The organism is Streptomyces sp. NPDC093801 (genome assembly GCF_040701585.1).
Lineage (GTDB): Bacteria > Actinomycetota > Actinomycetes > Streptomycetales > Streptomycetaceae > Streptomyces.
In genome coordinates this window covers 38971-51558 of the sequence record NZ_JBFBDP010000013.1, presented here as the reverse complement: position 1 = coordinate 51558, position 12588 = coordinate 38971, and the positions used below count along the sequence as shown (strand labels likewise).

The 12588-nt window shown below is 73.7% G+C and carries 10 protein-coding genes and 2 tRNA genes; 6 read left to right on the top strand and 6 right to left on the bottom strand.

Going from position 1 to position 12588, the window contains the following annotated elements; genetic code table 11:
• Positions 1–24: 24 nt before the first annotated feature.
• The 3 genes from AB0469_RS16860 to AB0469_RS16850 all read left to right on the top strand — a co-directional run bounded on the left by AB0469_RS16860 (position 25) and on the right by AB0469_RS16850 (position 2754).
• On the top strand, positions 25–1815 hold the full coding sequence (locus AB0469_RS16860; protein ID WP_366452149.1) for an AMP-binding protein: 1791 nt from the start codon (positions 25–27) through the stop codon (positions 1813–1815).
• Positions 1816–1865: 50 nt separating this feature from the next.
• On the top strand, positions 1866–2621 hold the full coding sequence (locus AB0469_RS16855; protein WP_366452148.1) for a hypothetical protein: 756 nt from the start codon (positions 1866–1868) through the stop codon (positions 2619–2621).
• A gap of 59 nt (positions 2622–2680) precedes the next feature.
• Positions 2681–2754 (top strand) — tRNA-Lys (locus AB0469_RS16850).
• 95 nt (positions 2755–2849) lie between these two features.
• On the opposite strand, the gene AB0469_RS16845 is transcribed toward AB0469_RS16850, so the two are convergent.
• Entirely contained in the window at positions 2850–3608 is a 759-nt protein-coding gene (locus AB0469_RS16845) for an IclR family transcriptional regulator C-terminal domain-containing protein (RefSeq protein WP_366452146.1), read from the bottom strand.
• 248 nt (positions 3609–3856) lie between these two features.
• On the opposite strand from AB0469_RS16845, the gene AB0469_RS16840 reads away from it, so the two are divergent.
• Together AB0469_RS16840 and AB0469_RS16835 are read left to right on the top strand one after the other, a co-directional pair.
• Positions 3857–5074: an LLM class flavin-dependent oxidoreductase gene (locus AB0469_RS16840; RefSeq protein WP_366452145.1), complete on the top strand. Its 1218-nt coding sequence runs from the start codon at positions 3857–3859 to the stop codon at positions 5072–5074.
• 277 nt (positions 5075–5351) lie between these two features.
• On the top strand, positions 5352–7055 hold the full coding sequence (locus AB0469_RS16835; protein ID WP_366452144.1) for a glycosyl hydrolase family 18 protein: 1704 nt from the start codon (positions 5352–5354) through the stop codon (positions 7053–7055).
• 105 nt (positions 7056–7160) lie between these two features.
• Here AB0469_RS16835 and AB0469_RS16830 read toward each other — a convergent pair whose 3' ends face one another.
• Positions 7161–8990, bottom strand: a complete 1830-nt coding sequence (locus AB0469_RS16830; protein ID WP_366452292.1) for an EAL domain-containing protein — start codon at positions 8988–8990, stop codon at positions 7161–7163.
• Between the two features lie 459 nt (positions 8991–9449).
• Between AB0469_RS16830 and AB0469_RS16825 the strand changes: the two genes are divergently transcribed.
• On the top strand, positions 9450–10691 hold the full coding sequence (locus AB0469_RS16825; RefSeq protein WP_366452142.1) for a M6 family metalloprotease domain-containing protein: 1242 nt from the start codon (positions 9450–9452) through the stop codon (positions 10689–10691).
• A 67-nt stretch (positions 10692–10758) separates the two neighbouring features.
• Here AB0469_RS16825 and AB0469_RS16820 read toward each other — a convergent pair.
• From AB0469_RS16820 to AB0469_RS16805, 4 genes are all read right to left on the bottom strand, one after another.
• Positions 10759–10832, bottom strand: a tRNA-Lys gene (locus AB0469_RS16820).
• Positions 10823–11428, bottom strand: a complete 606-nt coding sequence (locus AB0469_RS16815) for a bifunctional DNA primase/polymerase (protein ID WP_366452141.1) — start codon at positions 11426–11428, stop codon at positions 10823–10825. The genes AB0469_RS16820 and AB0469_RS16815 overlap by 10 nt, the downstream gene beginning before the upstream one ends.
• A gap of 142 nt (positions 11429–11570) precedes the next feature.
• Positions 11571–11915, bottom strand: a complete 345-nt coding sequence (locus tag AB0469_RS16810; RefSeq protein WP_042809094.1) for a hypothetical protein — start codon at positions 11913–11915, stop codon at positions 11571–11573.
• A gap of 73 nt (positions 11916–11988) precedes the next feature.
• Positions 11989–12546 (bottom strand): NAD(P)H-dependent oxidoreductase, encoded by a 558-nt coding sequence (locus tag AB0469_RS16805; protein ID WP_366452140.1) that lies wholly within the window; start codon positions 12544–12546, stop codon positions 11989–11991.
• Between the last annotated feature and the right edge of the window lie 42 nt (positions 12547–12588).

Genomic DNA, 12588 nt, shown 5'->3' with positions numbered 1-12588 from the left:
TAACGTCAGCTACCCTCCGGCGGCATGCCGACGACGACCACGAACGGAACCGGTCCCGCTCCGCAGTACGGGGCGGGAACCGTCGCGGAGCTCATCGCACGCCAGTGGGGCGACCACCGGCCCGGGCTGAAGCACGGCGCGGAAGGAGGGCCCGGCGCCGCCCGGACGCCGGCCGCCGTCCTCAGCCGCCACCGGACCGCCCGGCAGTCCGCAGCCCGCGCCGCGCTCCTCGTCGACCTCCTGCCGCCGGGGGCGGAGCCGCACGTGGGGGTGCTCCTCGACAACACCCCCGAGTTCCCCTTCTGGCTCGGCGCGGCGGCCCTCGCCGGGGCCGCCGTCGCCGGGATCAACCCCACCCGGCGGGGCCCCGAGCTGGCCCGCGACATCCTGCACACCGACTGCCGCCTCCTGGTCACCGAGCCCGCCCACCTCCCGCTCCTGCGCGGCCTCGACCTGCCGGGCGTACGGATCCTGGTGACCGGCACCGAGGAGTACGAGGCCCTGCTCGCCCCCTACGCCGCAGCCGAGCCAGGCGAGGCCCGCGTACGCCCGGGCGGCCCCGGCCCGGACACCCGGCTGCTCCTCTACTTCACCTCCGGCTCCACCGGCGCCCCCAAGGCCGCCGTCTGCAGCCAGGGCCGCCTCGCCGCCGCCGGCCACTCCCTCGCACGCCACTTCCGCGTCACCCCCGACGACGTCCACTACGTCTGCATGCCGCTCTTCCACGGCAACGCCGTCATGGCCTGCTGGCTGCCCGCCCTCGCCGCCGGCGCCCCCGTCGCCCTGCGCCGCCGCTTCTCCGCCTCCGCGTTCCTGGACGACGTACGGAGCTACGGCGCCACCTACTTCACCTACGTCGGCCGGGCCGTCCAGTACCTCCTCGCCACCGACCCCCGCCCCGACGACCGCGAGCACCCCCTGCGCCTCGGCTTCGGCACCGAGGCCGGGGCCGTGGACGCGGCCCGCTTCGAGGAGCGGTTCGGCGTCCGGCTGGTCGAGGGGTACGGGGCCACCGAGGGCGGCGCCTCCGTCCAGCGCACCCCCGACACCCCGCCGGGCGCCCTCGGCCGGGCCGGCGCGGGCGACGACCTGGCCGTCGTCGACCCGGAGACGGGCCGCGAATGCCCCCCGGCCGTCCTCGACGCGCGGGGCCGCCTGCGCAACGGCGAGGAGGCCATAGGGGAGCTGGTCAACCGGGGCCGCAGCCGCTTCGAGGGCTACTGGCGCAACCCCGCGGCCGAAGCCGCCCGCACCCGCCGGGGCGCCTCCGGGACGGGGCCCGGGGAGGGCTGGTACTGGACCGGCGACCTGTTCTTCCGCGACCCCGACGGCTTCCTCTACTTCGCGGGCCGCACGGACGACCAGCTGCGCGTCGACAGCGAGAACCTGGCCGCCGCGGTGATCGAGAACATCCTGGCCCGCTGGGAGGCCGCGGCCGCCGTCGCCGTGTACGCCGTCCCGGACGAGGCGGCGGGGGACCAGGTGATGGCCGCCGTGGCCCTGCGCGGGGGCGCGTCCTTCGACCCGGAGGCCTTCGCCGCCTTCCTCGCCGCGCAGCCGGACCTGGGGACGAAGATGGCCCCGCGCTACGTCCGGATCCTCGACGCCCTGCCCGTCACGGCCACGAACAAGGTCCACCGGGCCGCCCTGCGCCGCACCGGCTTCCTCCCGCACCCGCCGCGGGACGGGGCCCCAGTCCCCGGACCCGTCTGGCACCGCGTCGGCGGGGCCTACCGCCCGCTCGACGGGCCGGCCCTGGACACGCTGCTGTCGGCGTACGCGGCCCACGGCCGCCGGGATCTGCTGGAGCGCTGAACGGAACCGGAGCGGGCGCGGAGCCCTCTTCACCGGGGAGGGGGGTTCCCATGACGACCACACCACCCGCCGCGCCGTCGCCCGCGAAGGCCTGGACGGCAGCGGCCGCCCTGCTCCTGAGCCTCGCCCTGGCGGCGTGCGGCGCGCACGTGGCGGGCCGGGCGGCCCCGCCCTCCCCCCTCCCGGCCTCCTCCACCTGCGGCCCGGGCGCCGCGGACCTCCCCACGGAGGAGCGCGGCGGCAGCGCCCCCGAACCCCCGACCGAGGACCAGACCGCCACCGCCCCCCAGCCCCCGACGGAAGAGGACCCCGGCACCCCCCAGCCCCCGACGGAAGAGGACCCCGGCACCCCCCAGCCCCCGACGGAAGAGGACCCCGGCACCCCCCAGCCCCCGACGGAAGAGGACCCGGGCGCCTCCCAACCCCCGACGGACCAGGACCCCGGCACCCCCGGCCCGCCCACCGACGGCGGCGACGGCGGCACCGGTTCCGCGCGCCCCTGCCCGGTCGTGGACGGCTGGTACGACATGACCCGCGAGTTCGAGGCCTACTACGCCCGCCACCGCACCGCCGCGGACGGCCTGATGCCGCCCGGCAGCGTCAAGGAGGTGCGGGTCCACAAGGCCGGGGGGACCTCGCAGGCCCGGGTCGCCTTCACCACCGGCTCCGTCGGGAAGGGCCTCGGCGAGGACGCCCGCCGGGTCGCCCAGGTCTTCGCGGACTGGCGCCACGAGGTCTACGGGGACACCGGCACGGTCCGGGTCCGGGGCGCCGGAGGGAACGGGGCCGCGGACCTCTCCTGGTGACCGAGGGGACCTGGTTTGGAGCACCCCTCGGGACCAGGTAGTATTTTCTCTGTCAGCAAGCGCCGCTAGCTCAGTTGGTTAGAGCAGCTGACTCTTAATCAGCGGGTCCGGGGTTCGAGTCCCTGGCGGCGCACCTGATCTTCGGGCGGTTACCGGTTCACCGGTAACCGCCCGAAGTGCTTTCCTGGCCCTGCCCGCAGGGCCCGCCCCCTGCGATCCGCCCCTCGCTCAGAGCGTGAGCGACAGCAGCAGCGGGGCGGCCTTCCGGTTCAGCGCGTCGGCGGCGGCGCGCAGCCGGTGCGCGTGCTCGACGGGCATGGACAGGGCCAGGCAGCCCACGGCCGCCCCGGCCGTGATCGGGACCGCCGCGCAGACCGTGCCCACGGCGTACTCCTGGAGGTCCAGCACGGGCACGGTGGCCGGCTGGCTGTCCAGCTTCGAGAACAGGATCCGCTCGTTCACGATCGTCTTCGACGTCAGCCGGGCGATCTTGTGCCGGGAGAGGTGGTCGCGCCGCCCGTTCTGGTCGAGCTGGGTGAGCAGGCACTTGCCGACCGCGCTGGCGTGCGCCGCGGACCGGAAGTCGACCCACTCGTGCACCTTGGGCGTGCGCGGGCTGTCCGCGAACTGGGTGATCCGGACCTCGCCGTCCACGTAGCGGCTGATGTAGACGGCCGCGCCGACCGAGTCGCGCAGCCGGTCGAGGGTGTCCTGGAGCTTCTCCTGGAGGGCCTGTTGCCGGTCGTTGCCGGACCCGAGCAGGACGAGGGAGTCCCCTATGGCGTAGGCGCCGTCGGAGACCTGGAGGACGTACCCCTCCCGGCGCAGCATGAGCAGCATCGGGGTGAGATGGACCGCGGGCAGGCCGGTCTCACGCGCGATCTGCACGTCGGTCACACCGCCGGTGTGCCGCGAGATCGTTTCGAGTACGCGCAGGGCGTACTGCACCGAGTGGAACGGCGCGGTCGGCTCGGGCTTCAGCGCCACGGTTTCCCCCTACCAGGTTGTTACCGCTTGCTCTACCACGATAGCCATCAAGAGGCCCACGTGGAGCGTCTGTTGAGGAGATTGATGGCTTAATCAGACCCGTCTGGCTGGGCCTATCCGCCTGGCATATGCCACCGGCACGAACCTGCCCTGGTCTGCCGGGAATGCCCGACGGGCGGTCGCCGTTCCCCTTCTCCGTACGGGCGCCCCCAGGGGCGCGCGAGGCGGACGGAACGGGAGTGACGACGATGAGCGACGCGGAGGCCAAGGGCGCCGGGAACGCGGGATCCGCGGGCGCGGAACCCGATACGACCGGAACCGGAGCCACACGTCCGGGCGCGGCGCGCGCCGGCGCGAGCGGAGCCGGCGTGTCGGCCCCGGGTGCGCCGCAGGCCGCCGGAGCCGGCCCCGTCCGCGGGACCGCCCGGGGCGCGGCACCGGTCCCGCTGTCCGTCCTCGACCTGGTCACCGTCGGCGCCGGCAGCACCGCCGGCGCCTCCCTGCGCACCAGCGTGGAGATATCCCGGCTCGCGGAGTCCCGCGGCTACCACCGGCACTGGGTCGCCGAGCACCACTCCATGCCCGGGGTCGCCAGCTCGTCGCCGGCGGTGATCCTGGCCCACCTCGCCGCGCACACCTCCCGCATCCGCCTGGGCTCGGGCGGGGTCATGCTGCCCAACCACGCCCCGCTGGCCGTGGCCGAGCAGTTCGGCACCCTGGAGGCGCTCGCCCCCGGCCGGGTCGACCTCGGGCTCGGCCGGGCGCCCGGCACCGACCCCCGCACGGCCGCCGCGCTGCGCGGGCCCGGACGGCTGGACGAGGCGGCGGACGAGTTCCCCCGGCGGCTCGCGGAGCTGACCCGCTTCCTCGACGACGACTTCCCCGACGGGCACCCGTACGCCCGCGTGCACGCCGTGCCCGGCCCGGTGCAGGGCCCCTCCGCCCGGCCCCCGATCTGGCTCCTCGGCTCCTCCGGCTTCAGCGCCCGCCTCGCCGGGGAGCTGGGGCTGCCGTTCGCGTACGCCCACCACTTCTCCGCCGCGGGCACCCTGCCCGCCCTCGACCTCTACCGCCAGAGCTTCCGCCCCTCGGCCGTGCTGGACGCCCCGTACGCCCTCATCGGGGTCTCGGCGCTGGCCGCCGACACCGCGGCGCAGGCCCGGGCGCAGGTGCTCACGGGCGCGCTGTCGATGCTCCGGCTGCGCAGCGGCCGGCCCGGGCTGGTGCCGACGCCGCAGGAGGCGGCCGCGTACCCCTTCTCGCCGCTGGAGCGGGAGTTCGTGGACGGCTGGCTCGCGAACGTCGTCCACGGCACCCCCGACGAGGTCCGGTCCGGACTCGACGCGCTGGTGGCGCGGACGGGCGCGGACGAGCTGATGCTGACCGCCAACGCGCACGGCGGGGACGCCCGGCTGCGGTCGTACGGTCTCGTCGCAGACGCGTACGGCATGCCCGCGGCCGCCTAGTCGCGGCCTCGATTCCCACCAGGGCCCGGGAGAACGGGGTTTGGCTGGTTTGTTGCCGAAACCTTGCCGGGGCATGGCCTAAGGGATCCTTAAACCGCTCGTCACCCGGGGTGGCGGGCGGTTTCCGTAGTGCCTCCAGGGCTCTGACGAGGGCATTTACCCGCTCAGTGGTCTAGTCCTTCTTTGGTCCAAACCATTGACTGGGGTGCGCCGTGATCGCTATCACTTCTCTCACCCGAAGCTGATGCCCTCCCCTCCCACCCCCCGGAGGCAGTTCATGCACATCCGTAAACCCCTCGTCGCGGCCGCCGCCACGGCCGCGCTGGCAGCCGGGGCGCTGGCCGCCTTCGCGGGAATCGGCACCGCCCAGGCCGCGGGCGCCTCCGCCTCCGCGGGCACCGCCGCCGGCGGCGTGCGGATCGCCTACTACGACCAGTGGAGCGTGTACGGCAACGCGTTCTACCCCAAGCACCTGGACACCCGGGGCATCGCGGGCAAGCTCGACGTCATCAACTACTCCTTCGGCAACATCCACCCCACCGACCTCACCTGCTTCGAGGCGAACAAGGCGGCGGGCGACGACAACAACCCCAACGCCGGTGACGGGGCGGGCGACTCGTACGCGGACTACGGCAAGTCCTTCAGCGCGGCCGACAGCGTCAGCGGGGTCGCCGACAAGTGGGACCAGCCGATCGTGGGCGTCTTCAACCAGTTCAAGCAGCTGAAGGCGAAGTACCCCAACCTGAAGGTCAACATATCGATCGGCGGCTGGACGTACTCGAAGTACTTCAGCGACGCGGCGAAGACCGACGCCTCCCGCAAGAAGTTCGTGTCCTCCTGCATCGACCAGTACATCAAGGGCAACATCCCCAAGGCCGACGGCTACGGCGGCCCCGGCACGGCGGCCGGCATCTTCGACGGCATCGACATCGACTGGGAGTACCCCGGCTCCTCCGGCGGCCACCTCGGCAACCACTACGCGCCCGAGGACAAGCAGAACTTCACGCTGCTGCTCAAGGAGTTCCGCGACCAGCTCGACGCCTACGGCCAGGCCAACGGCGGCAAGAAGTACCTGCTGACCGCGGCCCTCCCGGCCGGCCAGGACAAGATCAAGTACATCGAGACCGACAAGATCGGCGCGTACCTCGACTACGCGAACATCATGACGTACGACATGCACGGCGCCTGGGACGGCGACGGGCCGACGTACCACCAGTCCCCGCTGCTGAACTCGGCCGCCGACCCGACCGACCCGATCGCCCCGGGAACCCAGAAGTACGGCATCAAGAACGCCATCGACTCCTGGCTCGACGGCAACCCGGCCTACGGCATCGCGGGCGGCTTCCCCGCCAACAAGCTGACCCTGGGCTACGAGTTCTACTACCGCGGCTGGAAGGGCGTGCCCGCCGGCACCACCAACGGCCTCGCCCAGGCCGCCACCGGCCCCTCCGGCGCGCGCCCCACCTCCCAGCAGGCCGGCATCGCCAACTACAAGGAGCTCGGCGGCATCGTCGACAACCCGGCGACCACCTTCTGGGACGACCAGGCCAAGGCCTCGTACTTCTACAAGGACGGCGAGTTCTTCACCGGCCTGAACCAGAAGTCCATCCAGGCCCGGGTCGACTACGGCAGGAGCCGCGGCCTGGCCGGCGCGATGATGTACTCCCTGCTCGGCCTGGACGACAAGACCACCCTGCTGAACCAGATCAACGACGCCCTCGGCGGCACCACGACGCCCCCCACCACCCCGCCGACGACGCCGCCCACCACCCCGCCCACCACGCCCCCGACCACGCCTCCGACGACGCCCCCGGGCACCGGCTGCGGCAGCACCCCGGCGTACGTCGCGGGCCAGGTCTACACCGCCGGCAACGAGGTCGCGTACAACGGCCGGAAGTGGAAGGCCCAGTGGTGGACCCAGAACGAGGTGCCCGGCACCACCGGTGAATGGGGCGTCTGGAAGGACCTCGGCGCCTGCTGATCTCCCCCCACCCGGCGCCGAGCGCCGACCGCCCCCGTGCCTCCCGCGAGGCCGGGGGCGGCCGTGCGTGCGCAGCCCCGTCCAGGGCCCCGGCGCCCGCGGACCTCAGCGCCGGCGCACGTCCGGGCGGGCGCTGATCATCTCCGCGATCCGCTCCGGGGCCACCGCGCGCGAGTACAGCCAGCCCTGACCGGTGTCGCACCCGACCCGCCGCAGCCGGGCCGCCTGCCCGGCGGTCTCCACGCACTCGGCGGTCACCGTCAGCCCCAGCCGGTGCGCGAGCTGGACCAGGGCCTCCACGATGGTCTCGTCGGCCGGGTTCGGGTGCGCGCCGTCGTCGTAGCGGAAGCCGCGCACGAAGGAGCCGTCCAGCTTCAGCACCGACACCGGCAGCCGCGACAGGTAGGCCAGGTTGGAGTACCCGGTGCCGAAGTCGTCGATGGCGATCCGCACCCCCATGTCGCTGAGGGCCTGGAGGGCCTGGAGCGGCCGTCCCGCCGAACCCATCACCGCCGACTCCGTCAGCTCCAGCTGGAGCAGCTGAGGGGCCAGCCCGGTCTCGGCGAGGATCTCCGCGACGTCGCCCACCAGGTCCGAGTCCCACACCTGGCGCACCGCCACGTTCACCGACACGAACACCGGCGAGTCGCTGGGCTGCTCGATCTGCCAGCGCCGCGCCTGCCGGCAGGCCGTGCGCAGCACCCACTGGCCCAACTGCACGATCGAGCCGTCCTCTTCGGCGATGCCGATGAACCGATTCGGCGTCAGCGTGCCGAACTGCGGGTGGTTCCAGCGCACCAGCGCCTCGACCCCGCGCACCACGCCGCTCTCCAGGTCCACCAGCGGCTGGTACTCCAGCTCGAACTCCCCGCGCTCCACCGCCGGGCGCAGCGAGCTCGACAGGGCCTGGCGGGTCATCCGGTGCGCGTTGCGCTCGGGGTCGAAGAGGGTCCAGCGGGCCTTGCCGTCCGCCTTCGCCCAGTACAGGGTCGTGTCCGCCGCCTGCATCAGGCCCGTCGCCGAGGTCCCGGCCGCGTCCCGCTCGACCACGCCGATCGACGCGGACACCGACAGCCGCTGCCCGGCCAGGTCGAAGGGCTCCTGCACGGCGGCCAGCACGCTGCGCGCCAGGTCCGCGAGCTGCTCGGTGCCGGTGGAGTCCTCGACCAGCAGGGCGAACTCGTCGCCGCCGAGCCGGGCGACCAGGTGCCCGCCCGAGCGCCCGTACCCGGACTGGTCGGCGCAGTGGGTCAGCCGGGCCGCCACGGCGGTCAGCAGCCGGTCTCCGACCCGGTGGCCCAGGGTGTCGTTGACGGCCTTGAACCCGTCGAGGTCCAGGTAGCACAGGCCGATGCGGCCGGTTCCGCCGCTGCCGTACGCGGAGCCTTCCAGGGCCGCCGTGAGCCGTTCGAAGAACAGCGCCCGGTTGGGCAGCCGGGTCACCGGGTCGTGCATCTGGAGGTGGCGCAGCCGGGCCTGGAGGTCGCGCCGGTCGCTGATGTCGGCGACCGACAGCAGGACGTCCGGGGTGCCGGGCACCGGGCCGAGGGTGACCTCGGTCCACAGCGAGTGCCCGTCGGGGTGCTTGAGGCGGCGGGTGCAGCGCAGCCGGGCCTGCCGGCCGCGGAGCACCTCCTGGTAGGCCTGCCAGGTCCGGGCCTCCGCCGCGAGGTCCACCAGGTCGGCGGCGCACTGCCCGGCGAGCTCGTGGGGCTCGCCGCCCAGCAGGGAGGCGAGGGCCCGGTTGGCGGCGATGACGTCGCCGTCGCGGTCGACGACGGCCATGGCGAGGTGGGCCGCGTCGAAGGCGGCGCGGTAGTCGCGGGGTTCGCCCGCTCCGGCGGCGCCGCCGATCACCGCGGCGGCCCTTGCGTCGGTCCCGTCGGGGCCGGCGGTCCCGGGGGTGGACCTCGTCCTCGGCGGCGGCGCCGACATGCCCGGCACGGCCGGCACTGCTTGGTGACGCTCCGTAAGGGCCGGTCGGATGCTGTCGGCCGCCGAACCGGTTCCCTCTGAGCTTCCGTTCACCGTTGGCTCCCGCAGTGTTCGTGAGTGTCGGTGCAGGAAAGTGTGCCGATCATAGAGGGTGACGGAGGCCCTATCCAGCGGCGTCGCCGTGTGGGGCACGGGTCGTCGCCGTGCTGACGCCCTGTCGGCCGGTCGCTGACACCGTGTCGGCCGCCGCGGCGTGACGGATTCCGCACGGCTGTGAGCGCACCGTGCCCTGGTCTGATCCTGGGTGATCGATAGTGACGTTCTGTAGGCGAGGGCGTTCGACCCGGGGGTCACCGACTTGCCGTAGTGCTCACCCGTGTGGGGTAGGGGAACCATGCATAAATAAGACAATCGCCTCAAGGTGGATGGAACAAGACGAATCCACCACCGGAGGTCGATGTGCCGCGACAGCTGACACCCGGGGGAGTGGACCGCTCCCGCATGCGAAGTACGGCGGCCATCCTCACCTCGATGACGGCGCTGGCCGCCATGTCGCTCGTCTCGGGACCCGCCGTGGCCGCCGGACCCGCCACCGGCGGTCCCTGCGCGCTGACCCGCACGGCCGCGCACCACTCCCTCGGCCTGGACACCTGGAACCGGGCCTACCCCAAGCCGGAGCGCACGCTCCACGCGGTGATGGTCTTCCTCTCCTTCCCCGACCACCGGACGGCCGTCACCCCCGAGGAGCTGGCCGCCGACTACTTCCCGGCCACCAGCGACTTCTTCGAACGGGCCTCCTACGGCCGCTTCCGGCTGGTCCCGCACCCGCAGCGGCAGTGGATCCGGATGCCCCGGCCGTCGACCGCGTACGGGATACGGCGCGACTGGGCCCCGGACGCCCGGGCCGCCTACCTGCGGGACGCGGTCGCCGCCGCCGATCCGACGGTGGACTTCAGCGCGTACGACGTCGTGTACTTCGTCGCCGACCCCAACGCCCCCGGGGTGGACTCCGACGCCACCAAGGTCGTCAACTTCGACCGCCCCCTGCGGGCCGACGGCACCGACCTGCGGCGGATCGTCACCGTCTTCGAGCGGCACCCGCCGGACCGCAACGTGCTGGCGCACGAGACCGGGCACGTCTTCGACCTGCCCGACCTCTACCACCGCCCGACGGACGGCAAGGGCGACTGGGACACCTACGTCGGCGACTGGGACGTCATGGGCAGCCAGTTCGGGATGGCCCCGGACCTGTTCGGCTGGCAGAAGTGGAAGCTGGGCTGGCTGGACGCCTCCCAGGTCGACTGCGTGCGCTCCGGGACCTCCCTGCACACCCTCCAGCCGCTCTCGCAGCCCCTCAAGCCCGGCGCCACGGGCGGCACCCGGCTCGCCGTGATCCGTACGGGCCTCGGCAGCGCGATCGCGGTCGAGGCGCGGGGCTCCGCCGGCAACGACGGGGACACCTGCACGGAGGGGGTCCTGGTGTACCGGGTCCGCAACGAGGCGGCGTCGGGCGGCGGCCCGATCGAGGTCCTCGACGGCCATCCGCGCACCGAGGCCTGCTGGGACCGCTCGGTGTACCCGCCGCTCGCCGACGCCCCGCTGGAGGTCGGGGAGACGTTCACCGTCCCGGGGGAGCGGATCACCATCGAGGTCGCCGACCGGACGCTGTCGGGCGCCTACACGGTGAAGATCACGACGTGACGGCGGATCCGGTGTGACACGACGAAGAAGGCCCCCACTCTGATGAGTGGGGGCCTTCTCCCGTCTGTGCGCCGCCAGGGACTCGAACCCCGGACCCGCTGATTAAGAGTCAGCTGCTCTAACCAACTGAGCTAGCGGCGCTTGCTGACGAGGTAGACACTAGCATCCGAATCCGCCGAACCAAAAATCGATACCGGGGCCGGACCCCTCGCGGCGTGCAGGAACGCCCACAGGAGGCAGTCCGGGCCGGGCAGCCAGGGGAGCCGGGCGTCCGGCGCGACCAGCCACCGGGAGGGGCCGGGGCCGGGCCGCAGCGGGGGCACGGTGACGGCGTCGCCGTGGCCGTGGCAGAGGGGGGCCGGGGCCGGGGCGGCGGGACCCCACTCCTCCCAGGCGAGCAGCGCGGGGAGCCGCTGGGCGGTGCCGGGGGAGGCGAAGAGCAGCATCCGCCCCCGGTGCACGGCGGCCGGCCCGGAGCCGGGGCCCTGCTCCCAGAGCAGGTCGAGCATGCGCCGGCCGAGGACGAGCGGAACGTTGACGACGTCGAAGGCGGTCCCGCAGGGCAGCACGGCGTGCGCGTCGGGCCGCCCCTCCCAGACGGCGAGGGTGCTCCCCGGGTGCGCGGAGGCGGAGGCCAGCCAGGCGGCTCCCTGCGGGGTGACCTGGGTGGCGGGCGCGGTGCGCGCGTCGATGCCGTCGAGGGCGGGGCAGTCGGTGGCCGTCGTCAGGATCGTCATATGCCAATGTCTACCGCCCGTAGTGTGTCGGTTCCCACGAGTTACCGGAAACCGGGACGGGGGCGGGTCGGTTGCGCTATCGTGCGCGCCGCACGTGCCGGTGGCGACCGGCGGGGGCGGGGCCCGGCCCGCCCCCGCCCGCTCAAGCCTCCGGGGGCGTGCCGCGCTGGAGGTCCTCGCCGAACTCGATCATGCGGCGCGCGTAGTCCTCGGTCCACTCCGCCGCCTCGGCGATCGCGGACGGCGAGAGGCGGTCGAAGCGGCGGGGGTCGGCCAGCTGGGCCGCCGCCAGGGCCTGGAACTCCTCGGCCCGGTTCTGCGCGGCCCGGAACGCCAGCGTCAGTTCGGTGGCGCGCGCCAGCAGCTCCCGCGGGTCCTCGATCGACTCCAGGTCGAAGAAGTGCTCCGGGTCCGCGACGGCCTCCGAGGGCTCGAAGAGCAGCGGTGCGGGCCGCTGCCTCCGCTCGGTCCGCTCGGGCTCTGCCATGCGTGTCCTCCTGCGCTTGCGAATTCCTCCGGGCCACCCTCCATTGTCCAGCGTCACGCAAGGGCGCCGGGCGTCACGCCGACGCGGGCTCCTTCACCAGGGCCGCGATGTCGTCGAGGACGCCCGACACCTCGGCCGCCAGGCCCTCCGGGGCCTCGAACCCCTCGGCGCCGACCAGGCCGAGGACGCCGGGCACCGCCACCGAGCGGGCGGCCGGCACCAGGCCGACCTGGGTGAGCACCGGCAGCAGCATCGCGGCGGCCGGGGCGCCGCCGCTGCCGCCCGCGCTGTAGCTGACCAGGCCGACCGGCTTGCCCTGCCACTCGGCGTAGAGGAAGTCCACGGCGTTCTTGAACGGGGCGGTGAAGCCGCCGTTGTACATCGGCAGGACGAACACGAACGCGTCGGCGGAGTCGACGACCGCGCTCCAGTCGCGGGTGTGCTGGTGGGCGTAGTTGCCGCTGGAGGGGAACTCGGGCTCGTCCAGGAACGGCAGCGCGATCTCCGCGAGGTCCACCGGGGTGACCTCGAAGGTGCCGTGCTCGCGGGCGAGGTCGGCCACCCACCGGGCGAGGGGGCGGCCGGCGGAGGTGGGGCGGTTGGCGGCGGAGACGACGAGCAGGCGGGTCATGGCGCGAACTCCCTTGGGGGGCTGGTGTGATGGGTGGTGCCA

Coding starts and splice junctions, on each gene's coding strand:
- AB0469_RS16840 (WP_366452145.1), top strand. CDS start 3,857: ATGAGCGACGCGGAGGCCAAGGGCGCCGGGAACGCGGGATCCGCGGGC.
- AB0469_RS16835 (WP_366452144.1), top strand. CDS start 5,352: ATGCACATCCGTAAACCCCTCGTCGCGGCCGCCGCCACGGCCGCGCTG.
- AB0469_RS16855 (WP_366452148.1), top strand. CDS start 1,866: ATGACGACCACACCACCCGCCGCGCCGTCGCCCGCGAAGGCCTGGACG.
- AB0469_RS16815 (WP_366452141.1), bottom strand. CDS start 11,428: ATGACGATCCTGACGACGGCCACCGACTGCCCCGCCCTCGACGGCATC.
- AB0469_RS16830 (WP_366452292.1), bottom strand. CDS start 8,990: ATGTCGGCGCCGCCGCCGAGGACGAGGTCCACCCCCGGGACCGCCGGC.
- AB0469_RS16805 (WP_366452140.1), bottom strand. CDS start 12,546: ATGACCCGCCTGCTCGTCGTCTCCGCCGCCAACCGCCCCACCTCCGCC.
- AB0469_RS16860 (WP_366452149.1), top strand. CDS start 25: ATGCCGACGACGACCACGAACGGAACCGGTCCCGCTCCGCAGTACGGG.
- AB0469_RS16810 (WP_042809094.1), bottom strand. CDS start 11,915: ATGGCAGAGCCCGAGCGGACCGAGCGGAGGCAGCGGCCCGCACCGCTG.